The 23,437-nt window shown below is 53.3% G+C and carries 23 protein-coding genes and 1 pseudogene; 13 read left to right on the top strand and 11 right to left on the bottom strand.

Features of this window, described 5'->3' with window-relative positions; genetic code table 11:
* The first annotated feature begins 3 nt into the window (after nt 1-3).
* From NSQ24_RS21105 to NSQ24_RS21095, 3 genes are read left to right on the top strand one after another with little or no spacing between them, the layout of a single operon-like run.
* Nucleotides 4-225: a hypothetical protein gene (locus NSQ24_RS21105; protein ID WP_243013781.1), complete on the top strand. Its 222-nt coding sequence runs from the start codon at nt 4-6 to the stop codon at nt 223-225.
* Nucleotides 209-1,087 carry a GerAB/ArcD/ProY family transporter gene (locus NSQ24_RS21100; protein ID WP_243013784.1) on the top strand — a complete coding sequence of 293 codons (879 nt, stop codon included), beginning with the start codon at nt 209-211 and terminating at the stop codon, nt 1,085-1,087. The genes NSQ24_RS21105 and NSQ24_RS21100 overlap by 17 nt, the downstream gene beginning before the upstream one ends.
* On the top strand, nt 1,084-2,214 hold the full coding sequence (locus NSQ24_RS21095) for a Ger(x)C family spore germination protein (protein WP_003392332.1): 1,131 nt from the start codon (nt 1,084-1,086) through the stop codon (nt 2,212-2,214). Before NSQ24_RS21100 ends, NSQ24_RS21095 begins: the two co-directional genes overlap by 4 nt.
* A 15-nt stretch (nt 2,215-2,229) precedes the next feature.
* Here NSQ24_RS21095 and NSQ24_RS21090 read toward each other — a convergent pair whose 3' ends face one another.
* The 3 genes from NSQ24_RS21090 to NSQ24_RS21080 form a co-directional block, all read right to left on the bottom strand.
* Entirely contained in the window at nt 2,230-3,759 is a 1,530-nt protein-coding gene (locus tag NSQ24_RS21090; protein ID WP_003392330.1) for an aldehyde dehydrogenase family protein, read from the bottom strand.
* A 5-nt stretch (nt 3,760-3,764) separates the two neighbouring features.
* A complete protein-coding gene (locus tag NSQ24_RS21085) occupies nt 3,765-4,391 on the bottom strand; it encodes a TetR/AcrR family transcriptional regulator (RefSeq protein ID WP_024983074.1) in 627 nt (208 codons plus the stop codon).
* A gap of 185 nt (nt 4,392-4,576) precedes the next feature.
* Nucleotides 4,577-5,611 carry a M23 family metallopeptidase gene (locus NSQ24_RS21080; protein WP_003392327.1) on the bottom strand — a complete coding sequence of 345 codons (1,035 nt, stop codon included), beginning with the start codon at nt 5,609-5,611 and terminating at the stop codon, nt 4,577-4,579.
* Nucleotides 5,612-5,762: 151 nt separating this feature from the next.
* Here NSQ24_RS21080 and larC point away from each other — a divergent pair, with 151 nt between their 5' ends.
* Both larC and NSQ24_RS21070 read left to right on the top strand, forming a co-directional pair.
* On the top strand, nt 5,763-6,896 hold the full coding sequence (larC, locus tag NSQ24_RS21075; RefSeq protein WP_339166522.1) for a nickel insertion protein: 1,134 nt from the start codon (nt 5,763-5,765) through the stop codon (nt 6,894-6,896).
* 92 nt (nt 6,897-6,988) lie between these two features.
* Complete coding sequence (locus tag NSQ24_RS21070) at nt 6,989-7,546, top strand: DJ-1/PfpI family protein (protein WP_003392322.1); 558 nt, start codon at nt 6,989-6,991, stop codon at nt 7,544-7,546.
* Nucleotides 7,547-7,669: 123 nt separating this feature from the next.
* Here the strand turns inward: NSQ24_RS21070 and NSQ24_RS21065 are convergent, their stop codons facing one another.
* The gene (locus NSQ24_RS21065; protein ID WP_122958521.1) at nt 7,670-8,503 is read right to left on the bottom strand and encodes a LarC family nickel insertion protein; all 834 of its coding nucleotides are present in this window, start codon (nt 8,501-8,503) and stop codon (nt 7,670-7,672) included.
* Between the two features lie 137 nt (nt 8,504-8,640).
* On the opposite strand from NSQ24_RS21065, the gene NSQ24_RS21060 reads away from it, so the two are divergent.
* Nucleotides 8,641-9,774, top strand: a complete 1,134-nt coding sequence (locus tag NSQ24_RS21060; protein ID WP_339166521.1) for a DNA repair exonuclease — start codon at nt 8,641-8,643, stop codon at nt 9,772-9,774.
* Nucleotides 9,771-11,990: an AAA family ATPase gene (locus NSQ24_RS21055; protein ID WP_251255238.1), complete on the top strand. Its 2,220-nt coding sequence runs from the start codon at nt 9,771-9,773 to the stop codon at nt 11,988-11,990. The genes NSQ24_RS21060 and NSQ24_RS21055 overlap by 4 nt, the downstream gene beginning before the upstream one ends.
* 73 nt (nt 11,991-12,063) lie before the next feature.
* Here the strand turns inward: NSQ24_RS21055 and NSQ24_RS21050 are convergent, their stop codons facing one another.
* The gene (locus NSQ24_RS21050) at nt 12,064-13,266 is read right to left on the bottom strand and encodes a TIGR00300 family protein (RefSeq protein ID WP_024983079.1); all 1,203 of its coding nucleotides are present in this window, start codon (nt 13,264-13,266) and stop codon (nt 12,064-12,066) included.
* A 169-nt stretch (nt 13,267-13,435) separates the two neighbouring features.
* Here NSQ24_RS21050 and lipA point away from each other — a divergent pair, with 169 nt between their 5' ends.
* Nucleotides 13,436-14,323 (top strand): lipoyl synthase, encoded by an 888-nt coding sequence (gene lipA, locus NSQ24_RS21045; RefSeq protein WP_024983080.1) that lies wholly within the window; start codon nt 13,436-13,438, stop codon nt 14,321-14,323.
* Between the two features lie 38 nt (nt 14,324-14,361).
* On the opposite strand, the gene NSQ24_RS21040 is transcribed toward lipA, so the two are convergent.
* A complete protein-coding gene (locus NSQ24_RS21040; protein WP_024983081.1) occupies nt 14,362-15,399 on the bottom strand; it encodes a YhcN/YlaJ family sporulation lipoprotein in 1,038 nt (345 codons plus the stop codon).
* Nucleotides 15,400-15,477: 78 nt separating this feature from the next.
* On the opposite strand from NSQ24_RS21040, the gene NSQ24_RS21035 reads away from it, so the two are divergent.
* Nucleotides 15,478-16,110, top strand: a complete 633-nt coding sequence (locus tag NSQ24_RS21035) for a YutD family protein (RefSeq protein ID WP_031932719.1) — start codon at nt 15,478-15,480, stop codon at nt 16,108-16,110.
* A 98-nt stretch (nt 16,111-16,208) separates the two neighbouring features.
* Here the strand turns inward: NSQ24_RS21035 and NSQ24_RS21030 are convergent, their stop codons facing one another.
* The gene (locus tag NSQ24_RS21030) at nt 16,209-16,520 is read right to left on the bottom strand and encodes a hypothetical protein (protein ID WP_122958458.1); all 312 of its coding nucleotides are present in this window, start codon (nt 16,518-16,520) and stop codon (nt 16,209-16,211) included.
* A 577-nt stretch (nt 16,521-17,097) separates the two neighbouring features.
* Between NSQ24_RS21030 and NSQ24_RS21025 the strand changes: the two are divergent.
* A pseudogene (locus tag NSQ24_RS21025) lies at nt 17,098-17,731 on the top strand (nitroreductase family protein).
* 128 nt (nt 17,732-17,859) lie between these two features.
* On the opposite strand, the gene NSQ24_RS21020 reads toward NSQ24_RS21025, so the two are convergent.
* The 3 genes from NSQ24_RS21020 to glpX form a co-directional block, all read right to left on the bottom strand.
* On the bottom strand, nt 17,860-19,026 hold the full coding sequence (locus NSQ24_RS21020) for a dicarboxylate/amino acid:cation symporter (RefSeq protein WP_003389731.1): 1,167 nt from the start codon (nt 19,024-19,026) through the stop codon (nt 17,860-17,862).
* A 216-nt stretch (nt 19,027-19,242) separates the two neighbouring features.
* A complete protein-coding gene (locus NSQ24_RS21015; RefSeq protein ID WP_003389730.1) occupies nt 19,243-19,539 on the bottom strand; it encodes a DUF3055 domain-containing protein in 297 nt (98 codons plus the stop codon).
* A 10-nt stretch (nt 19,540-19,549) separates the two neighbouring features.
* Complete coding sequence (gene glpX, locus NSQ24_RS21010) at nt 19,550-20,524, bottom strand: class II fructose-bisphosphatase (RefSeq protein ID WP_003389729.1); 975 nt, start codon at nt 20,522-20,524, stop codon at nt 19,550-19,552.
* A gap of 333 nt (nt 20,525-20,857) precedes the next feature.
* Between glpX and NSQ24_RS21005 the strand changes: the two genes are divergently transcribed.
* From NSQ24_RS21005 to NSQ24_RS20995, 3 genes are all read left to right on the top strand, one after another.
* Entirely contained in the window at nt 20,858-21,292 is a 435-nt protein-coding gene (locus tag NSQ24_RS21005; protein ID WP_024983086.1) for a HepT-like ribonuclease domain-containing protein, read from the top strand.
* 89 nt (nt 21,293-21,381) lie between these two features.
* Nucleotides 21,382-22,017 carry a metalloregulator ArsR/SmtB family transcription factor gene (locus tag NSQ24_RS21000; protein ID WP_003389726.1) on the top strand — a complete coding sequence of 212 codons (636 nt, stop codon included), beginning with the start codon at nt 21,382-21,384 and terminating at the stop codon, nt 22,015-22,017.
* A 71-nt stretch (nt 22,018-22,088) separates the two neighbouring features.
* Nucleotides 22,089-22,868, top strand: coding sequence for a TIGR01457 family HAD-type hydrolase (locus tag NSQ24_RS20995; RefSeq protein WP_171506374.1), 780 nt, complete (start codon nt 22,089-22,091; stop codon nt 22,866-22,868).
* Between the two features lie 21 nt (nt 22,869-22,889).
* On the opposite strand, the gene NSQ24_RS20990 is transcribed toward NSQ24_RS20995, so the two are convergent.
* The gene (locus NSQ24_RS20990; RefSeq protein WP_003389724.1) at nt 22,890-23,405 is read right to left on the bottom strand and encodes a phosphatidylglycerophosphatase A; all 516 of its coding nucleotides are present in this window, start codon (nt 23,403-23,405) and stop codon (nt 22,890-22,892) included.
* Nucleotides 23,406-23,437 lie beyond the last annotated feature (32 nt).

Genomic DNA, 23,437 nt, shown 5'->3' with positions numbered 1-23,437 from the left:
CCGATGGATAAAGGGAAGCTTGAAAAATTGAATCCGTTCCATGTCACGTTTTTGATCATCAACGTGATTGTGGGCATGAATCTGCTGACCTTGCCGCACAGCCTGAGCATGCTTGGATACGATCAATGGTGGATGCCGGTAGTGATGTGCCTCCTAGCACACTTGACGCTTATTCCCATGGTGGCTCTTTGCAGGCCCTGGCGACACTTTGTTTGTCATCAATGAAAAGCTTCTTGGAAAATGGCTTGGCTACGCAGTGAACGGTGTCCTGATTGTTTACGGCTTGCTCATGGTGGCGTCCATCTCTGCTGGCTATATCAGACTGGTGCAAACATCCATGCTGAATACGTCGACAATCACGTATCCGCTCTTGGGTTTGCTTTCGGTCATGATCTATATTTCTCTCGGGGGGATCAAAGCGATCGCCCGTTTTTGCATCTTGACCTTCTTTTTTACTTTTTGGATGCTGTATTACCTGCAGTGGGGGTTTCAAAAAGGGAACATCATGCATATTTTCCCGCTGTTTCAGGTAAATGTCATGGAGATCGTTGCAGGAGTCCATAATGGGTTCTTCAGTTTCCTCGGTTACGAGCTCATCCTTTTTTATTACCCCTACGTGCAAAAGAAGGAACAAGTCTTCAGGCACGCATCGATTGGGCTGTGGGTTGTCTGCGCTATCTATGTGTTCGTCCTCATTGCCAGTGTCAGCTATTTTTCGGTATGGCAGGTTACGCAAGTCGTTTATCCCATTCTGAATCTGTTCAAGGCCGTGGAGCTGTCCTTCATAGAGCGAGTGGAGAATCTCGGGATTGGCCTCTGGGTGTTTTTAGTTCTTTCAACAGGCGCTGGCTATCTGTGGATGGCGAAAAAAGGCATAGACCGGTGGAGGAGAAAAAACAGTGTCCTGCACTTGTACATCGCGACCATAATCGTATATTTCAGCGTCCGCGGTCCGCTTCCGATCCCCATGGAAATTTTATTGTATGGAAATGGAAGCATCTACTTTGCTTACGGGGTCATCCTCTGGCCGTTGGTGCTTCTGCTATTGCATGCCATTCGGGAAAAGCGGGGAGGAGACACGCTGTGAAAAGCGCGCGATGGAGAAGGCTGATGTTCGGGCCGCTGCTGGCCGTTTGTGCGCTGTCTGGAAGCGGATGCGCTCCCGAGATCGAGAAGCCGACGCTCGAAGATATGGCCCTGATCGGTGTCATGGGTATCGACTATGTCGACAAGAAGCATATGAAGGTATCCGTTTCTGTACCAGTACCCTCGGAGAAAGAAAAGGAAAGTACACAGTTGTATGCAGCGGTCAGCAAAATCCCGAGCGAAGCGACGATTATGCTGTCTAGCAAGGCGGATCGAACCATATCGCTTTCCCAATTAAGGGTGATCCTGTTTGGCGAAAAATTCGTCCGCGAATGGGGGCTTCGCGAGACGATCCTGGATTTCTACCGGAATCCGGCCGTCGGAGAGAATGTGGTCGTGGCTGTTGTGGGTGGCAAGGCGGAGGATGTCATCAAAGGCAAGTACGAAAACAAGCCGGAGATCAATACGTATCTGAACAATCTTTTGCGTCCCAGAGAGGAGACGGCGTTCACGTCCTTTGCCACGCTTCACGACCTTGTTTTCATGCTGACCAATCAGGTGAGCGATCCCGAGCTTCCGTATTTGAAAAAGGAAGATGGGGAAATCGTCATTTCAGGGGTTGCGGCTTTTCGGGGAGAGCATATGGTTGGTACCCTTTCGCAAAGGGAAGGGCGATTCATACAGATGGTAAAGGGACGCAGGCATCTTCCCTCCATCAGTTTCATAATCGAAGATGAATACGCTGCCGGAAAAAGGTCACAGCTAGTCTTTGATATTATCCGCTCCCATTCAAAGGTGCGCAGCAACGGGGCTCTCAACAAGCCAGTCGTGGATGTTGCGGTCGAGGTTCGCGGCATCCTGTTCGGGTATACGGGTGCGCGAAATCTGGAGGACCCTTCGGAGCGCAGTGAAATCACCAGAAAGTTAGGAGCGGAAATAGAAAAAGAGATCACATTGCTGCTCAAAAAGCTTCAAAAGAAAAAGTGGGACCCCGCAAGTATCGAAGAGAGCTTCCGGCAAAAATACCGCGGGGAGTGGGGCCGATCAATCGGTCTTGAGCTGTATCAGAAGGCTGAGTTTCGGGTAAAAGCGAAGGTGGAGATTATCGGAACAGGTACGATGAATTAGCGGTTTTGCGGCAAGCTAAAACAGACGTTTCCACTCTCGCCAGGCAGCAAGCAGATTTCGGCTGTTCCAGGTTTGTCCCTTGCCAAACAACGTCTTGGTCAAGCCGACAAACAGCGTCTGCTGCTCCTCCGTATACGGGTACCAGTTGATCTCGCGTTTCTTCTTCCCGGGGTCGTGGATGATCGAGACAGCATGGGTAAAGGCTTGCAAGCCTTCAGGGCCGCGATAGCGCCCGATGCCGCTCTGTTTGACACCGCCGAACGGAAGGTTGGGATTGGCGAAGCTGATAATGACGTCGTTGATGCAGACATTGCCGCTCTCGAGCTGGAGTGCGACTCTTTTTGCCTTTGCTTTGTTCTGTGACCAGACGGAGGCGTTCAAGCCGTAGGGCGTATCATTGGCGAGACGAATCGCCTCTTCCTCTGTGGAAAAGGTCATGATGGGCAGGATCGGGCCAAATGTCTCCTCCCGCATGATTTTCATCTCATGGGTTACGCCGGTCAGTATTGTAGGTGGCAAAAACATGCCGTCCTCGGAAAAGCTCCCGCCGAGCTCTGCAATCGCCCCTTTGGCCAGCGCCTCTTCGACATGCTGCCGAACGATGCCAATCTGCTGCGGCGAGGTCATCGAGCCGACTTCGGCCTGATCGGGAAAACCGTGACGCAGGGCTGCCGTTTTTTCTTTGACCAGGCGAAGGAATTCCGGGTAGACGCGTTCATGCACGTAGACGCGCTCAACAGACATGCAAACCTGCCCGGAGTTGGTAAAGGCACCCCAAACAGCGCCGTTTGCCGCCCGTTCGAGATGGGCGTCCTCCAGCACGATCATCGGGTCTTTGCCGCCGAGCTCCAATTCTACCGGGATCAAATGCTCCGCAGCCTGTGCCATGATCTTTTTCCCTGTGGCTACCGAACCAGTGAAAAAGATTTTGTCCGGCCGCGCCGCCACCAGCGCTTGCCCGACTTGTCTGCCTCCGTGCAGCACCTGGACGATGTGCTGCGGGGCAGGGACAGCCTGAAACAGCTCCTCGATCAGCACACCGACCCCGGGAGTTATCTCGGAAGGCTTCAAAATGACGGTATTCCCCGCAATCAGTGCCGAGAGAACCGGAACGACAGACAGTTGAAACGGATAGTTCCAGGGAGAGATGACGGCGACAACGCCCATCGGCTGGTAGTGAATAGACGACTTCTTCGGAGAGAGGGCGATCGGCGTCGGCACTTTGCGGGGTGCCAGCATGCGCTCCGCGTTTTTTTCATAGAAGCGGATGGTGTCTGCGGTCACGAAAATCTCGGTCATGTACGCTTCCAATGCCACTTTGCCGGTCGCCTCACTGATTTTTTTCGCCAGTTCTTCGCCATGCTCCACCAAATAATGGCGGAGGTTGCGAAGGTAGTGAACCCGCGCGGAAACAGGCGTGCTGCCCCAATGACCAAATGCCAGTCTGGCCCGTTCCATGGCCTTGTGAACCTCTTCAGGGGAGTTTTCCTGCAGTGTCCCCATCACTTCTCCGGTAGCCGGATTGCGCAGTGTGAGAGTGCCCATTTGCTTCACCTCGTCTTATGGGAGTCGAAAAGCATAGCCAGCAGCCGGGACAAGTCGCTGTCCAGTTTGGCGATCATTCGGTCTGCTTGCTCTGGTTCCATCAGCAGGGCCTGGAAGAACATGCCGTCCAGCGCAGTGTAGAGGAGATGTACCCATTCCTGGGATGGCGGCGGGGTGTTCTGCCCTTTTTCAGAAAGCAGTTTTTCCAGCATCCGCGAGATCAGGGTGTAAAGCCGTTCGCGAATCTCTCGGACAGGCTGGCGGAAGGCGTCGACGTACATGGCCTGCACCTGTAAGTCGTACCAGAGACGGTGGAGGTTGCGGTCTTCTGTCATAACCTTGCGCAAAAGCGAAGACAGGCGCGTCTGCCACCCGGTGACAGGACCCAAGATGAGATCTTCCTCCAGCTCTTGTAAAAAACGTTCCTTGTAACCGGAAATAACGGAGAGCAGCAGGTCTTCCTTGCTGGCAAAGTAATAGTGCAATATCCCGAGAGAGACTCCCGATTCTCGGGCGATATCCCGAAGCGAGACAGAGGCGTAGCCTTTTTCGGCGAGACATCGAGTCGCCTGTTCGATCAGATGGGCCCGCTTTGCTTCTGCTTTGGCCTGTGCACGGGGAGAACGAGTCATCAGATATGCACCAACTTTTTTGGACGAACGTCCAGTTTTTCTATCTTGATTGTATGTAGGGGAAATGTCCGTGTCAATGGTAAAAGGAAAGTTTGGAAAACGGAGGAACCAACCAATCGAACAAGCTGTGTCTGCATACTGGCAAGCAGCCAAAAGACGCGGGAGAGCAATTCCCGCGCTCATCTTCACCGCTTTTTCTTTTTGCTGTACATCTGCCGCTCCCATCGCTTCAAGTAAGGATACGGATCGAACGCCCACTCATTGCTCCCCGTGTCACTGTACATGCCGTAGTGCAGGTGGGGCGGAAACTTGCCGGAGGTGCCAGGTTTTCCATAGCCGGAGCTGCCGACGTACCCGATCACTTCTCCCGGCTCCACGATATCGCCCGGTTTCAAACCCTTTTTAAACGAAGAAAGGTGGGCGAAATAGTGATAGACGTTGCCGATGTCTCGCATGCCGATCCGCCATCCGCCGTAGCGGTTCCAACCGACGACTTCAATTACTCCATAGCCTGTGCTTAGCACCGGCGTGCCGTATCCGGCGAAGATGTCCGTTCCCTCGTGGATACGTCTGCCTCCCCAGCCGCGGGGATCGCCCCATGTACTGCGATAGCTGTATGTGTAGCGTTTCGGGATGGGAAAATGGTGGTCATCCAGATCAAGCCGCTGAAATTTCTCGAAGACAGAAGCAAACTGGTCGATCGTTTTCACAGCCCTGTCGCGTTTGTAATACGACCAGAGCCCGATCTTCCAATCCTCGCGGGTAAAGCCGTATCGAGACAGAAACAGGGTCATCGTAGTCAGCACGTCGACATCATTTTCCCTGTCTGCTCTGCCGTCCCCATCTCCATCCACACCCAGTCCGCCGAAAAATTGGATGGAAGCGGGAGTGGCATCCCGGTCGTCCGGGTTCAATGGTCCGCCCCACAAGGCAGGAGGAATCTCAATGGCTGTCAAGCGCTGGGGAGCTTGCTGCCGGTTGTCTTTTTGCCTTGAGCGTTTGTTGATGGAACGCTCGTACTGATCCACCGCCGCCAGATATGACCAGGGAATGCCGTATACGGATTCAAAGCGCTGAAACAGCGCCAGTCGTTCCTGATAGATGGGATCTCCTGAAGTAGCCGCCGGGACGGACAAAGCTGCCTGTGAAACAGGAGGCCATGAACACAAGGTTAAGAGTACGCACAAACTGATTTGCATCATCAGGCGAAACGTAGTCATGCCCGTCTCCCTCCAGCAGTATTCTCCTTTGTAGGTTCTGCCAGCACACTGTGATTATCCGAGATAGTTTTTGCCAGTCCCGGGAGCCAGAATGGGCCAACCCCGGGTTTTGGTGTATGATCGTATCAGAAGACAGAACGGAGGAAACTGGATGCAGACGATGATGATAAGAGGCGATCAGCCGCTGTTTTTCCACAAATTGCGTGGTCCGCTGCTGCGGTTGTGGGAGAAGGCCGGGATTGATTCTCTGGAGCAGGTGGAAGGTGCAGCGTGCAGCGGACTTGCAGGACGGGTTCGGGCGGAAGCAGAAAATCAGGAGGCCCGGCTGGGAGTTGCAAACCAGAAGGTCCGTCCGGGAGCTGCAAATCAAAATCAGGCGGTCCAGCCGCATAAGACGCATTTCGAGGCTTTTTTGCAGCGTGCCGAGAACTTTCGCACCACATGCCCACCCGACGTATGGCAAAAGGAAACGGAGGCGTTGCGACAGCTATGGACCGTGATAGAGCCGGAAGCGTGCAGAAAAAATGTGCAAATCCTCGTTCAGCCTTTGGTGATTCCGGCCAGATTGCCGGTAGCCGCTCTGCCCTTGCTGGATGGATGGAACGTACATGAGGACCCGCACATTCCGCCAGAACAGTTTTCTCCGCTTGTGCTGCTGTGGCTGCAGGAGACCGGGGCAAAACCGATCGGGACGATCAGCGGCAAGATAAAGCGCGTGGAGGCCGGAGATGGAGTGGCTGTCTTCTTTGCCGATATGAACGACCCTGCCGGCTGTGGAGAATCACGGACGGGCATTCCCGTGGTCCATGAATACCGCGATCACGGCGTTGAACATATTGACGAAGGGATGTTCCTCCTGCAGGCCAATCTGGACGACAGCAGTCCGGAATGGATGGCCCACGCCATGGAGCGTTTGCTTGAGGCGGGAGCCAACGATGTCCACTTTCTTCCGGTTACGATGAAAAAAAGCAGGCCGGGCGTATTGGTGCAGGTCTTGTGCTACCAGAGCAGACTGGAAGAGCTTAAATCTGTCTTGTTTCAGGAGACAACCACCTTCGGTATCAGGTATTTCCCCGTGGCCTGCCATCGGCTGGCAAGACAGTTCGCAACCGTGAAAACACAATGGGGCGAGGTTCCCGTAAAAATCGGGCTGCACCGCGGAAAACAGGTACAGTGTTCACCGGAGTATGCCGTTTGTGCTCAATTGGCGAAAGAAGCCGGCATCCCGGTGAAGCAGGTTTATCAAGAGGCGCTTTCGCTTGCCCTTGCGATGAAAGTACGCTGACGCGTGATGCTGCCAGCAGGAGTTCATCGGTCCGTGAAGAAATGGGTAGAGAGAGGTTTTTTTCCTCAAAAATCCAGCGGGGAGGCTGTACTATGAGCAAAAAGGTGCTGATTGTAACCGGTGACGCGGTGGAAGCTTTGGAGATCTTTTACCCCTATTATCGCTGCCTGGAGGAGGGGCTGGAGGCCGTCATCGCTTCGCCTGCCAAAAAGACGCTGCACACGGTCTGCCACGATTTCGAAGCCCACAGTGAAACCTATACGGAAAAGCCTGCTTATCAACTGGCCTCGCATGTGGCTTTTGCGGATGTAAATCCGGAGGAATACGACGGCCTGATCATTCCGGGGGGCCGTGCCCCTGAATATATCCGGCTGAACGAGCATTTGAAACCGATCCTGACTCACTTTTTTGAGGCAAACAAGCCTGTGGCCGCCATTTGTCACGGTTCGCAGGTGCTGGCGCTCGTAGGCGAGCACGTTCGCGACCGCGAGATGACTGCCTACCAGGCATGCCGCCCAGATGTAGAAGCGTGCGGAGCCATTTATCGCACGGAACCTCTGCACGTTCACAATAACCTCGTGTCAGCCCACGCATGGCCTGACCTTCCGGGATTCATGCGTGAATTCCTGCGCCTGCTCCGCGAGGCTTGATCGGAAGCTTGTGCATCCGTGGGCCTGCCTCATGCAGAGCAGTGGCAGCAGACATGAAAAAGCCTTGTCCTGATTTTGCGGACAAGGCTTTTTTGCTTCCGGATGTCTCGGACTTAAATGAGATCACATAGTGCCGACCAGCACCCGCAGTACGTTAGGCTGATCGGGAAGATCGCGGGTCCCTGCCCCGTAGCCGATGGCGTCCACGGTCATCGCCGGAAGCGGCCCGAACTGCTTGACCAAGGCGGCCGCAACCCCTGCTCCGGTCGGAGTAGTCAGCTCTTTTTGTATGTCTGTTTGGCGAAGCGGAATTCCTTTCAGCATTTCCATCGTCGCGGGTGCAGGGACCGGGTACAGGCCATGGTCACAGCGGACGTAGCCGTTTCCGGTCGGAACAGGGCCGCTGTACAACTGATCAATGTCCAGGTCTTCCAAAGCCAGGGCGATGCCGACGACGTCGACGATTGAATCCAGCGCCCCTACTTCATGAAAATGAACCGTATCTACCGGCACATTGTGAATTTTGGCTTCGGCAATGGCGATTTTCTCGAAGATCGCTTGCGCTCGGGCGGTCACACGCGGTGAGAAGTCAGCCTCGTCGATCATCGCAGAAATTTCTTTGTACCTGCGGTGATGATGATGTCCGTGATCATGGCTGTGATCGTGCTCGTGGTGGTGATGTCCGTGATCATGGCTGTGATCGTGATGATGTCCGATGTTTAGCACCGGCAATGTTTTCAGCGCTTTGAGCTTCTCCAGCTCTTCATCGATCACATCCAGCTTTAGCGAGCTGACCCCTTTTTTCACCACCGTCTTCCACTCCATGCGGAAATTCCCCAGCGGCAGCTTGCGCAGTTCACGTTCAATCGTTTCGCGGTTCGCACCCGCATCGACCAGTGCAGCGAGCAGCATGTCGCCGCTAATTCCCGAAAAACAGTCCAAATAGGCAATACGCACAGCAATCGCTCCTTTTATCCGGTACTCTTTTCCTGTATCATAAAAGGGAAAATATGTTCGTGTATGAGACAGGGGAATCTGCTGACCAAAGTGTACCATTTCCTCCAGCAGTCTGTCATGCCAAGGAGTGAGTTTTCATGTTGTCGTTTATTCATATAGCTGACGTCCACCTGGACGCGCCGATCCGTGCCATGTCCGTTTCTTATGAGCTGAGGCAGGACGACTTTCGGCGGACGATGCGGACGGTTCGGGATCTCGTGTTGGAAAAGCGGGCAGATGTTTGGCTGATCGCCGGTGACCTCATGGAGCTGCATGGCGGGAGAAGAACCACGGCGATTTTTTTGCGTGATCTGTTTGCCAGCGTGGCTCCTACACCGGTCTGTATCGCTCCGGGGAATCACGACCCGTGGCGGGCCGATTCCTTTTACCAGTCGTTGGAGTGGCCGGGAAACGTGTACTGGTTTACGCCGGAGTGGGGGGCTTTCGAATTTCCCGAAAAGTCTTGCGTCGTCTACGGATGGGGCTTTCCCCAGCCGCATGTGTACGAGTCGCCGTTGGCGGAATTCCCCGGAAAGCTGCCTGGCTACCGGCACCATCTGATGGTTTTGCACGCCAGTGTGGTCAACGGGGGAGGCGAGGAGCATCATCCGTACGCACCGGTAACCATAGAGCAGCTCGCAGAAACGGGAATGGATTACATTGCGCTCGGACATATCCACAAGCCTGCGCGCTTCGCTCATCCGGTACATAGACGGACGTTTGCCGCATACCCGGGTTCTCCCGAAGGCTTGTCTGTCAAAGAAAACGGGCCCCGTCACGTCCTGTACGGTGAACTGAATGAAGCGGGCGAGCTATTGCTTGAGGAGCTCCCGGTCCAAACGCGAATGATCGTGAGGCGGGAGATCGATATACAAGGGGCGGAAACGGTCGATCAAGTCGCCGACATACTGGAAAGCGGGCTGGCCGATGTGCAGGACGGGCAAATTTTGGACATCACCTTGACAGGGGACAGGCCCGTACATTTTACGCCAGCTACAGATGTGCTCGAAAAGCGCTTTTCTCGCTTTTTTGCCATCCGCATCACAGACCGGACGAGACCGGACCTGGATGCGGGCAAGCTGGTCGCCGAGGGCGGCATCTGGGGACGCTGGCTGCAGCGTCTCGCCGAAGAGGAAGCGGCTGCGGCCGCGTCTTCCGATGAACAGCGCCAGGCAGTGGCTCGCATGGCCATGAAAATAGCGCTGGAGCGGATCGGAGGAATGATCGGATGAAGATTCACGAGCTATCGATCAAAGGCTTTGGCAAATGGCGCGGAGCCGATTTTCGCTTCGCCCCGGGACTGAATGTATTTGCCGCTCCCAACGAAGCGGGAAAATCTACGCTGCTTCAGGCGATATTTGCTTCGCTGTACGGGCTGAAGCGGGATTATGTTCGTTCCGCCCGGTATTTGCCCGAGTACGACAAATACTTCCCGTGGCATTCGGGCAGCTACGAGCTTAGCGTTCTCTACGAGGTAGACGGCAGGCGCTATCGGCTTCACCGCCGTCTGGAAAAGGAAAGGGAACAGGCTCAGGTTTTTCTCGACCCCGACTGGACAGAGGTAACGAACCTGTATCAGGAAGACCGGCGCAAAGAACGAAACTTTCTTGAGCTCCATCTCGGCTTGACACGCAGCTTGTTTACTGACCTGACCTGGATCAGGAGAAGTCCGCTGGAAGCTTCGGAATACCTCCTGCCTTCGCTGTTTGGCACGAGCGAAGCTGATCCGGCGGTAAACAGAATGCTGGCAGCCCTGGACAAGGAATTGACGCTGATCGGAAAAAAGGAACGGGCGGAAAATACGCTGCTTGGCAAGGCAGGAGCGCTGGTCGCGCAAAGAGAACAGGAGCTGGCCGAAGCGGAAGCCGGCTGGGCAGCCGTTCAAACATTGACGCAGCAGATCGCCCACTGGGAGAAGGCAAAGCAGGAAATGGAGCGGACCCGGGAGCGGATGCGGCAGCGGCTTCTCGTCCTGCAAAAGGAGGAGCAGGCTTGGCAAAGGAGATGGCAGGACAGCTACAGGGAGCCTGATGAGGAAGGCTGGCCGCAGTGGGAAGCGACAGCCCGCACAGAAGAAGAGCGTGCGCTGCATCGCCAGGTTCAGTCAGTTTTGGCTGCCCAGGGGGATTGGGGTGAAGCTGAACAAGACAAAGGAAATGCGGACGTACCTGAAAGCGATGCTTTGGAAAAGCTGGAAGCGGCTTACCGGCAGGCATTGGAATTGCGGAAGGAGCGAGACGAGTACAAGGAGCAAGCCGACCGGTTGGCTGAAGCGGCGCTTAGGACCGCTCCGAGCCGTGTGGGCCGGGGGAAAGAGAAGCGGACCGGAAAAGTCCGTCTGTGGTGGACAAGCTGTCTGGCGAGCCTGGTCGTCGCCGCATTATTTCTGCTTGCGGGCAACGCTCCGGTCGGCTGGATCGCTGCAGGAATCTCAGCTGCATGTGCCCTTGCGGCTGCAGCCGCGAATCGGGGACAGACAAGGCAGAGAGAAAATCGTTCCGCCGGCAACGAGCACGAATGGCAAGCCTGGCAGGACAAGGCTGCCCGCTGCGACCAGGAGCTGCAGCAGCTTTTGCAAAAGTGGAATGCCGCTGACTGGGATGCCTTCCTGATCATGAGGGAGGAGCGGAAAAACCGCGTGCAAGACAGACAAGCGAGTCTGGCAGCGCAAGAGTGGAAACGCCAGGAGGAGAGAGCCCGCCTGATAAAAGAGTGGGGAGAAGCTTTGCGGGCACTGCTGGAACAAGAAAAGGCAGTACGCGAGCAGGAACGGACAACCCTTGAGCGCGAGGCCAAAGAGCTGGATCGGGAGCTCCTCGCAATTCGGGAGCGCATCGCCAGGGCATCGGGAGAGCTGGGCCAGCAGGATGAAGTCTCACTGGCAAAAGTACGCGGGGATTACGAGGAGGCGGTCGAGGGGCTGCGCCAACTGCAATTGAACCGGGAAGCGCTCACTCTCGCCAGGGATACGCTGCAGCAGACTTTACACGAATGGAACAAAGAGCTGTCACCCGCGGTCAATCGGATTGCCTCCGACATCATGGCCCAAATGACCGGAGGCAAATATGAGGAAGTCAGGCTGGACCCCCAGGAGAAATTTGGCATAAAGGTCTGGGACAAGCCGCACCAGCGAATTGTCGAGCATGATTGCTGCTCTTCGGGAACGCAGGACCAGCTTTACTTTGCCCAGCGACTGGCGCTTCACAGGCATGTCAGCCAACAGACGGAGCCGCTGCCCCTGTTTTTGGACGACCATTTTGTCCATTACGATCCGGAAAGGCTGGAGCGAGCCCTCCATACGGTCATGCGGCTGGCTGAGGAATATCAGATTTTTTTGTTTACCTGCACAGATCGGGAGAGCAAGCTGTTGCAGCCGCTTCTGCAGGGATCAGACCGCCACTGCCTGCATTCCTTGAGGGAAACGGCCAGCAGCGAGACGCAAATATAGGAAAGATACAAAAAGCCTCCAGACAGGAAAAGGTCCTTTCTGGAGGCTTTTACATGTATTACATTTTTTTACTTCAGTTTAATTCCTTGTCCAGCATCGTCAGGAACAAGCCGACATCGGTTACGACGCCGACGGTTTGGGCGGAACCGCGGTCCATCAGCTTGGTGACAACGGCAGGGTTGATATCCACACAGACGGTTTTGATCCAGCTCGGCATCATATTGCCTGTTCCGATCGCATGCAGCATCGTAGACAGCATGACGACCATTTCCGCGTCGGCGACCTGATCCGCGTATCGGGCCTGCGCTTCGATCAGGTCCATCAAGGTGTCCGGAAGCGGACCGTCATCGCGGATGGAACCGGCCAGCACGAAGGGCACCTGGTGTTTGACACACTCGTACATGATTCCGCTTTTCAAGGTTTGATCCGCTACCGCTTCCGCGATGGAGCCGGAACGATTGATCGCATTGATCGCCCGCATGTGGTTTTTGTGCCCGCCGCGGACCACTGATCCGGTGTCCAGGTTGACGCCGAGGGACGTCCCGAACAGCGCTCTTTCAATATCGTGCACGGCGAGTGCATTCCCCGAGAGCAGTGCATTTACATAGCCTTTGCGAATCATGTTCTGAAAAGCTTCCTGCCCGCCAGTGTGAATGACGACGGGACCGGCGACGAACACAATGCGACCGTTGCGTTTGCGAATGTCCCGCATTTCTTCTGCCAACTGCTTGACGATGACTTCGACACGGCGCTCCGAGCTTACTTCATTGTTCATGAAAGAAAATTCGGAGGAGCGTTCCTCTGTCGGTTGCAGGACGAGACGAACTCCGTTGCTGCCGCAAATGACATGATCGTCCTTTTTAATATCGCGCAGCTTGACGCAGTGAACCTCTTCGCCCTTGACCACAAGACAGGCATCCATCCGCTGATGCTTGGCCCGGACCCATTTGCCGTTCAGAAACACTTCGGTGGCATGATTGGTGGTAGAGTAAAAATCGTCAGGCACCACCTTGTCCTTTTCCGCCAGTTTGATCGTTGGAGCCTCTTCCCCGGTAGGAATCGTACAGCCGAGGTTGATCAGCTCGTTTAAAATCAGCTCGAGCTTGTCTTCCGGCAGGTTAAGAGCGATCTTGGCGACTGATTCGTCGTCTACCTGATCGCCTACGGATAATTCCAAAACGCGGTAACGCCCGTTGTACTGTACGACAGAAGCGTCGATTTGCTTGAGAATGTTATCGCGGATAATGTGTCCGCGCACCTCGATGACACGTTCCATGGTTGCTCCCTCCCCATTGTTGTCAGTATTGGTTCTTCTTAGTATATCGGTTGGAGGGACCGGCTAAAAGAGGATGCTGATAAACGGATAATTATACAGGTGTTGCCCCATTCCAGAGCAAACTCTATAATGAATGGAGAGACCCAAGTCCAATGAGGAGTGAGCCCTAATGTCGCAACGCAAGCCGGAGTGGCTCAAGATCAACCTTGTATCAGGAAAAGAACTGGCCAACTTCAGAGAATTAAAGCAAACGATGCGCAGTCAGACGCTACATACAGTATGTGAAGAGGCGAAATGCCCCAACATCCACGAGTGCTGGGCCAATCGAACCGCCACTTTTATGATTTTGGGCGATATATGTACGCGTGCTTGTCGATTCTGTGCGGTAAAAACGGGGCTGCCCACTGAGCTTGATCTGGCAGAACCGGAACGCGTTGCGGAGGCCTCGGAGCAAATGGGCTTGAAGCATGTCGTCGTAACTTCTGTTGCCCGTGACGACCTGGCAGACGGAGGAGCAACTGTTTTTGCAGAAACGATTCGCGCTATTCGCCGGCGCTTGCCACTTGCTACCGTAGAAGTGCTGATCCCTGATTTTATGGGGAACTGGGATGCGCTCAAGGTAGTGATGGATGCCCGTCCGGACGTCCTGAACCACAACATTGAGGCAGTTCGCCGCATGTCCGACCGAGTCAGAGCCCGGGCGAAGTACGACCGTACGCTGGAGCTTTTGAAAAAGGCAAAGGAATTTCAGCCTGACATTCCGACCAAGTCCAGCCTGATGATCGGTGTAGGCGAAACGTTCGAAGAAATCATAGAGACGATGGATGACCTGCGCAGCGTCGATGTCAACATCATGACGATCGGTCAATACCTGCAGCCGACTAAAAAGCACCTTTCTGTTGAAAAGTACTACCACCCTGACGAGTTCGTCCGCTTGAAAGAGGAGGGCATGCGTCGCGGATTTTCCCATGTGGAAGCAGGGCCGCTGGTACGCAGCTCCTACCATGCTCATGAACAGGCGAATGCAGCCAAAGCGACAATTGCACAAGCGCAATGATAAAAGAACCCCTATGCGAGCATAGGGGTTTTACGCATTTATCGGGAGGAGGTTCCCATACCTTGTTTTGCTTTGTTGGTACGATTGTTTTCGGTCGTCATCGTTGACCCTTTTGTGCGCATTTCTTCGCCGTCCACTGTTCCGCCCATCCGCTTGATCAAGGCGTCGATTTGACGAGTGTCTTCAGCCCTCGTAACCGGGCCGTTGGAAGTGCGGCTCGCAATTCGGGAAATCTCGTCAATGTCTTGTTGGTTGTCCGTTACGTACACTTTGTAGTAACGAGGAGAAACCGACATCGCGTTCATTCTCGCCTGATCCTTTGCTGTCCGTCCATCCGGGCCTTGCGTATTGAGACCGACGAATACTTCTTCGTCTGTCACCAGGACGGTGGAACGATCTACCCCAGGGCAGCTGACAGTCACATTGCCCACTGCACGGGCCAGTGCATCGCGATCCACGAAGACGTTATTGGCACCACCGCCAAAGCCTGTGCCATTCGCACCGCCAACACCGGCAGCTTGCATGTCAGCGCGATGTGCCTGGGCATAACCCATGTGCGGCATCGTGTTGGTCGCCATTGTACCAGCACCTTGATTGGTACGGTAAATCGACTGGTTGTTGGTACCGGCGCGATTCAGAGGGCGCATGCCATTGTCCGTAAAGGCGTTGTAGCTGTTGATGCCGCCGTTGTAGCCTGTATCCCCAAAGACAGTGCCTCGGGTTGTCCCGGCGGTCCCGTTCATGGTACCGAATCCAGTTCCGGTTCCGGCAGCCCCGAACCCGGTTCCGGCAGTACCGTTTCCGGTTCCGGCCGTGCCGAACCCGGTCCCGGCAATACCAGCAGGACGGTTGGCGTTAGTATACGGAAAGTTTGTTCTGGCATTGTCCGGCAACCCGGGTGCATTGTTGTAGACACCCGCTTTGTCAGCATTGAAAAGACGCGGAGCGGCTTGATTGACCGTAGTGCCGTTAGGACGATTGGCGTCAGGCGCAGCGTTGTTCGCACATGCGGAAGTCAACAGAGCAATACCTGCAACTGCTTGAAGCAACCAAGTTTTTTTATTCAATGGTTCCACCCCCTACAGCTAGGGTGTCCTCGGAGCTGGTCTCGTTTTCGTGGGAATTTTATCTCTCTCTGCAAAAAATGTGGTAAGATGGACGTAGTATGCATTGGTAAGGAGGAAGCGGCCTTGATTCGCACCCAAGCAGGCACTTATGAGGTCATGGAAGACAATCGCGACGGTTGGAATTCGGAAGCGTTTAAAGAGCGCTACAGCGACATTCTTGACAAGTACGATTATATTGTGGGCGATTGGGGTTACGGCCAGCTCCGCTTACGTGGTTTTTACGAAAGCACCAACCGGAAAGTGCCGTTTGAGCAGCGAATTTCCGCTCTGGACGAGTATTTGCATGAGTTTTGTAATTTCGGCTGTCCCTATTTTGTCCTGAAAAAGGTGAAAGCTACTCCATATACATCTGATCAGCAAGCAGATGATCGCGATGACCTCAGCGGGGATACCGCGAGGGAAAGTCAAGTGGACGATGAGATCTTTGTAGAGCGCAAAGAGCGCAAGCGCGTTCATCCCAGGCAGCACCGCGCAGAGCGAAATGACCGCAATCAGGGGCAGGGAGCGGGAGAGCGCAAAGAACGGGGAGACAAGCCTAAATACAGATCGGATAAGAACGCACGAGACGGTGGAAAGGATCGCCAAAAGCAAAGTCAAGGCCGCCCAAATCGGGAGCGGGACAAAGTCCCAACCGGGCAGGGCCAGCCTAAAAAAGAATAATGCGTGAAAAAGAAGAAAAAGGCACTGCCTCCTGAAAAGGGCAGATGCCTTTTTTACGTTTTCCATCAGTTATTTCAGACCGCTTTTTTGTTTCTATGTCATTGAGATTCTTCCACTCCGGAAACCGGCCAGTAGCCATACGGATAATAGTACGGGTAGGGGGAAGGAAACGGAGGATAGTATGGATAGAAGGGCTGGCGGAATCCAAAATGAAACGGAAAGACAAACGGAAAAACAAAGTCTATTCGAGGTCTCCTGCGTCTTCTCCATTGAACAGGATAAGCATACTCCTCCAGATACGCTTGATAATTGTGGGAGGGATAACCGGCAGAGGGATAGCCGGCAGAGGGATAACCGGCAGAAGGATAACCGGTCGAAGGATCAATTGGCTGCTGGTAATACGGTTGCATGGTGCGAATGACACTCCTCTCAAGGTTTCTATCTGTTTTCCAGTAGCAGTATACGGGGTATTCGCCCTGTCGGAGCATTGTCCGACAGAAATGGGCGGAAAAAACTCCAGTGCCGAAAGGACTGGGGATCAATAAGTATCGAATGTTAAGGGAATCTATCGTGGATGTGATTTCGCTGCTCGTCTAAAAACTGTTCCTTGTAAACGATATTTGCACGTCCCTCATGTTTTACGCTCTCCGACAGACGTTCGCTTCTCCGCTTCTTGTTTATTGTCAGCTCATAAACAATCCCGAAAACCATGAATCCTGCAAAAAGATACAGCAAAAAGGCCCACATTGGCAAGAGAGATTCCTCCTTTACCGGTCTGTATAGAATAAGACGAAAAAGTCGGAAAAATGTTTCCAGCTTCGTAAATAAAAGGGAGTAGATACGGAAACTGCTTTACTTATCTACCATAATTATATACTTACTTTTAGTAACGTAAAAACGCATTCAAAATCCCAGGGACATAGTCAGTAGTGCTGATTACATTTCGTACATAGTTCGTCTTCGGGGAAAAGCAGAGGAGAGAGAACGATGAAGTACCTGGTTTCGGTTATAAAGGAACGACGCTCTGCCAGCAAATTTATAAAAGGGCAGGAGATTTCAAAAAGGAGAACTGGATGACATTTTTGCTCTTGTAAAGTATGCTCCTTCCGCATTCAACCTGCAGCATGCCCATTACATTGTGGTAACGGACCCGCATTTGAAGGAAAAGGTCTATGAGGCCGCTTACCGGCAGTACAAGGTTCAAACCGCATCAGCGGCAATTGTCGTTCTGGGAGATACGCTGGCTTATGAGCAGGCGGGGCGGATTTATGAAGGACTTCTGCATCTCGGCGTATACAACCAACAGGAGTATGATCAAATGGTCAGGGAAACTGTTCAGTTTTATCTGGATCGCGGAGAGGTATTCGCGAGAGAAGAGGCCATCCGCAATGCCAGCTTGTCTGCCATGCAATTGATGCTGGTCGCCAAGGAAAAAGGCTGGGATACCTGCCCGATGATCGGTTTTGACCCCGAGGCGCTCCGAGAGGCTCTCGACATTCCCGAACGCTACGTGCCGGTCATGCTGATTGCACTCGGAAAAGAGGATACTTCCAGCCAGAGACCGAGGGGCTATCGCAAGCCGGTAGGAGAGTTTGTCACCTACGACGAAAGCCCGAAGTAAAATGCAGCCACAGAAAACGTTCATTCATAGAAAAACTGCACCCCATATGTTCGCAATCGCTGACAAATAGGTGCAGTTTCTTTTTTTGTGTTTTTTCAATCGTTCTGAAATAGCTCATCCAGCCAGCTTTACGCTGCTTTGGACTTGCTCAATCCGTCTGTAATGACTGCAATTGCGCCGTCTCCTGTCACGTTGCAGGCTGTACCGAAGCTGTCCTGAGCGATGTACAGGGCTATCATCAAGGACGTGAGCGTGGTGCTGAAGCCGAGCATCGATTCCAGGAGACCGAGCGCTGCCATGACCGCACCGCCGGGAACGCCCGGGGCGGCAACCATCGTGATACCGAGCATGAGAATAAACGGAAACATGACTGAGAAAGATGTGGACATGCCGTTCAGCATCATGACTGCCATAGAACAGGAAACCAGGGTAATGGTGCTGCCCGACAGGTGAATGGTCGCACACAGCGGGATTACGAAGTCGGCAATTTTATCCGTGACTTTGTTTTCCTTTGTTTGACGCAGGGTTACCGGGATGGTGGCTGCAGAAGACTGTGTCCCGATCGCGGTAAAGTAAGCCGGCATCATGTTCTTCAAAAGAACAAACGGATTTTTCCGTCCGAACTGTCCGGCTACAATGTACTGGATGACCAGGTAAAGCAAATGCATCGCGATAATAATCACAAACACCTTGGCGAATACAGACAGGATCATACTGACCTGCCCGCCATAAGTGAGGTTCGCAAAAACGGACAAGATGTGGTAAGGCAGCAGCGGAATGATCACCGAAGAGATCATTTTCTCCACGATCTCCCTCAAGTCAACCATGACCCGCTGGAGCGAGTCTCCCTTGATCACGGAAGCGCCCAAGCCAAGGGTAAATGCCAGCAAAAGTGCGGTCATAACGCCCATGATCGGAGGCATATCCACGGAAAAGTAAGGCTGGACAAGCGCTTCTTCCGGATTGGCAAACGTTTTGGTCAATCCTCCAACCTCCAGAATGTTGGGGAACAGCCCGGAACTTACAAGATAGGCGATTGTGCCGGCAATAATGGTGGAACCGTACGCGACAGCGGTCGTCAATCCGAGGAGCTTCCCGGCTCCTTTGCCGAGCTCGCCAATACCCGGCGCGATGAAACCAATGATGATCAACGGGATGGCAAAACCAAGAAAATTGCCAAAAAGCCCGCTGTATGTAGCCAATGCCTTAATGACTGCCTCCGGTGAAATGGAGCCGATCAGAATCCCCAAAATAATTGCGATAATAACCTTGGGCAACAGGCCCAACCTTTTCATGGCGTAAACCCCCTGTAGAACTGTTTGTTTAAGGTGAACACATATCCACGTGGAATGGATTAAAGCAAAAGTAACATAAACAGATGTTGATGTCAGTATAAACGGGAAAAATAATAATATTTAAAATATTTAGTGCAAATAAAAAGAACATGCTTTTTTTTGCATGTTCTTTTGGATCATTGACCGTTTTCTTGTGTTTCTTTTCGCAAAGGGTCTTTAGTCGCTGTCGCCCGCCCCTGCTGTGTAGATGATCTGTTCCAGAAACGCCTTCAATTCTGCTGCCTCTGTTTCATTCAAATTAAAGGCGAACTCCAAGTAGCCCTCTTCCTCCAGGTCATCGCTGCCGATGATGGCGGAGCGGCCGTTTTGTATGTTTATGACCAGCTTTTTTCCGTAAAAGCGATTCGTCGTCATGATGGCCAGATCGAAGCGGGTCGACTCAGCCATAAAGCTGACGAACCGGGTCTTCGTTTCCTCTGACTCGTCGTATAGATAAAACAAATCGTTGGACATGTTCTTCCCTCTACCTCCCGATAAGATATTGTTTTTGGGTGAGATTGTGCAATGCCCGAACGAACCGGATGGTTTTCGTTTTGGCACGCATGACGATCGAATCGGTTTCTACCAGGTCATCACCCAGGTAGCGGACGCCCTTCAAGAGCTCGCCGTCCGAAACGCCCGTCGCAGCGAAGATCGCGTCGTCCCCCTTGACGAGATCGCTCAGGGTAAGCAGCTGCTCGGGGTCCTTGAGCCCCATTTTGATGCATCGCTGGCGTTCGGCCTCGTTTTGAGGCCGTAGCTGTGCTTGCATATCCCCATCCAGGCATTTGATCGCAGCCGCGCTGATAACGCCCTCCGGAGCACCGCCGATCCCGAGGAAGAGATCGATACCCGTTTGCGGCATGCAGGCTGCGATAGCCGCACCGACATCGCCGTCGCCAAACAGCTTGACGCGAGCCCCTTTTTCCCTTACAGCGTTGATGATTTCCTGATGCCGCTCCCGCTCCTGGATGATGACGGTAACATCCTGGATTCGTTTGCCGTTTGCCTGAGCGACGACTTCGATCATCTTTTCTACAGGGTCGTTGAGATGAATTTTGCCTGCGGCTCTTTTGCCTACGGCCATTTTCATCATGTACATGTCCGGCGCGTGCAGAAGCGTGCCTCTGTCTCCGATCGCAACGACCGACATCGCGTTGTTGTGGCCTTTGGCGACGATGGTCGTACCCTCCAGCGGGTCTACCGCCACGTCTACCTCTGGGCCCGTTGATTCGGCATGGCCCAGCTTTTCGCCGATGTACAGCATCGGGGCCTCATCCAGCTCGCCTTCGCCGATGACGACCGTTCCCCGCATATTGATGGTGTCAAACATCGTCCGCATGGCGTTGGTAGCTGCTCCGTCCGCTTCGTTTTTCTTGCCGCGTCCCAACCAATGGGAAGATGCCAGGGCTGCCATTTCCGTTACACGTACGACTTCCAATGCCAGTTCGCGTTCCACTGTTTCAAGCTCCTCCTTGTGCCGCAAAAAACTCAAAACTCATTGTAACACAAAAAACCACAGGTTTTCGTGACAGCACGTACAATTTTGGTATACTGTTGGATGAAAAGAGGTGAGTCGAATGAGCAATTCCTACTTGCAGGAAGGGGAATTGGTTCTGGTTGTTTTACTCCTTACTTTTGTCATTACGATATGGTACGCAAAGCGCAAAAAACGGAACAAATAACCATTCGCAGAAAATGATGCCTCTTCCTCACTAGTTATTCCCAGTTTACCCGGGTTGGCTTTGCGCAAATATCGGAAGAGAGGCAGTATCGCATGAGGGGGATTGTCATGTACGACGTAAATACAAAGCGGATCGATGAGGTATTGGGGCATATGTCGCAAATGCTCGCGCTCCTGGAAACATTGGCATCTCGCAGGCAAGATGCTTTGCTTGAAGACAGGGTGGCGGTTGCAGCGATGGAAAGAGCCCTGCATCTGTCCATTGAAGCGATCCTGGACGTCGGCAATGCGCTGATTGACGGATTTATTATGCGCGATCCGGGGAGCTATGCGGATATTGTAGAGATTCTGCGGGACGAGCAGGTCATCAGTGACGAGCAGGCGCGCGTTTTGACTGAGATAGTCGAATTCCGCAAGTTTTTGGTCAATGAATACGCAAAGATTCCACACGAAGCGATGATTCCACTGGCCGCAAATGGTTTGCCTGTGCTGCGGCAATTTGAGCCGGCAGTCCGGGCCTATTTGGAAAAAGAGCTGTTTTAAGGGCGCTCGTGGATTTTATATACAAAACGATTTCTTTTGTTTACTAAAGTGGCTAAGTTCGGTACAATGGAGGAAAGGGCGGTGATACAATGAGTACCGAAAACACATCTACCCGCGACCAGATTTTGAGTATGCTAAAGGTGAAGGGGTCGCTTTCTGTCAGTGACATGGCCGTAGATCTGGGGATTACGGAGATGGCCGTACGGCGCCACCTGAACACCCTAGAGCGGGATAACCTGATCAAGTCGACGTTGGTTCGGCAGGCTATGGGACGCCCGACGAATGTGTATTCCCTGTCGCAAGAGGCTGATGAGCTGTTTCCGCGCAATTATTCCCATCTTACCTTGGATTTCTTGCGCGATTTGCAGGATATAGATGGAAATGGAAAAGTAGAAATGCTGTTCCGCCGTCGTGAAAACCGACTGGAGGAGGCGTATCGCAACCACGTCCAGGGGAGCCTGGAAGAGAGAGTGGCCAAGCTGGCTGAGCTGCAAAACGAAAAAGGATACATGGTAGAATGGGAAAAGGCGGATGAGGAAGGGCATTATCGCATCCGCGAGTTCAACTGCCCCATTTCACAGGTAGCCCGTGAATTCAACCAGGCTTGCAGCTGTGAGCTCTCTTTGTTCCGCCGGGTTTTGAAGGCAGATGTCGAACAGACCACCTGCATGGCCAAAGGCGGGGAGAAATGCGTGTTTGAGATTCGCGAAGCGAACAAAGCATAATCTCGGAAAACAACAACGACAATCATCCACTCGGTTTCGGGTGGATTTTCTTGCATAGAGGAGGATATTTTGTGAAGACATACCGAGGCTACTTGCTTGATCTTGACGGAACCATTTACCGGGGCAAGGAAGTCATACCCGGTGCAGCAGAATTCATTTTGCATCTGCGTAAGGCGAAAGTGCCGTACCTTTTTCTGACCAACAACTCGGCTGCCACATCGGAGCATGTAGCTTCGCGTCTGCAGGCCATGGGAATTGCCGCAGCGGCAGATGATGTGTATACCTCTGCCATGGCAACGGCTCATTTTCTGGCAGAACATGCCTCACCGGGCACGCCGGTCTGCGTCATCGGCGAGGAAGGCTTGCGAACGGAGTTGACGCGTCAGGGCTTCGTCTTGACAGAGGAAAAGCCGCATTACGTCATCGTCGGAATTGACCGGGCCTTTACCTATGAAAAACTGACAGTCGCCGCACGTGCTATCCGCGACGGGGCTACGTTTATTGCAACGAATAGAGATGCGGCCCTGCCTTCGGAAAATGGACTGTTTCCCGGGAACGGTTCACTGGTAGCCGCTGTTTCCGTCGCTTCCGGAAAGGAGCCGATTGTGATTGGGAAACCGGAGCCGATCATTGTCCGCCTTGCCCTGGATATGCTGGGAACAGCAGCGGAGGAGACCCTGATCGTCGGTGACAACCTCTTTACCGACATCGATGCAGGGGCCGGAAGCGGGATCGATACGCTTCACGTCCTGACCGGTTTTTCCAGTGCAGAGGATGCGCAGAACCATCCCAATCGTCCCACGCATTCGGCAGCCGATTTGTCGGAGTGGCTTCGCCGTATCTCCTCGTAGATCATTCGCAGAGTCGCAGCCTCATAGACAGGACTCTTCCTCCTGTTTTTGCCGATGGGCAATGCGGCTGGAGGCTGCCGCTGCGACTGCGCCTACCAGATCGTCTAAAAAGGTATGGACACCAAAGCTTTTGTCGTTTAACTGCTTCAGTTTCCCGTACTTCAGTTTGTCTACATAGCCGTAGTTGGTAAATCCGATGCTGCCGTACAGATTGACGATGGCCAGCGCCATCACCTCGTCGATGCCGTAGAGGGATTCATCAGTTTCGATAATTTCTTGAAGCGGGGAAAGAAGCTGCTTTTTTTCCGCAAGCATGTCCAATTGAATCCCGGTCATCAGCGCATTTTGCACCTCGCGTTTTCTCAGGACGGCGGCTACGCTTTCTCTGCAAGCTTCCAAGGTCAGATGAGGGAAGTAGTCCTTTTGCAGGAACAACACGATTTCTGCGATATCATCCACCTGTACTCCTCGCTGCTTCAACAGCTCCAGCGTGACTTCATAGCAGGTCATGCTGTTGAGCGGACTGTATTCTTTCATCAACCGGACCTCCTCGCACGCTTATTCGTGGC

This window comes from Brevibacillus sp. FSL L8-0520, assembly GCF_037963895.1.
GTDB lineage: Bacteria > Bacillota > Bacilli > Brevibacillales > Brevibacillaceae > Brevibacillus > Brevibacillus borstelensis.
This window is presented reverse-complemented; position numbering and strand designations above follow the sequence as displayed.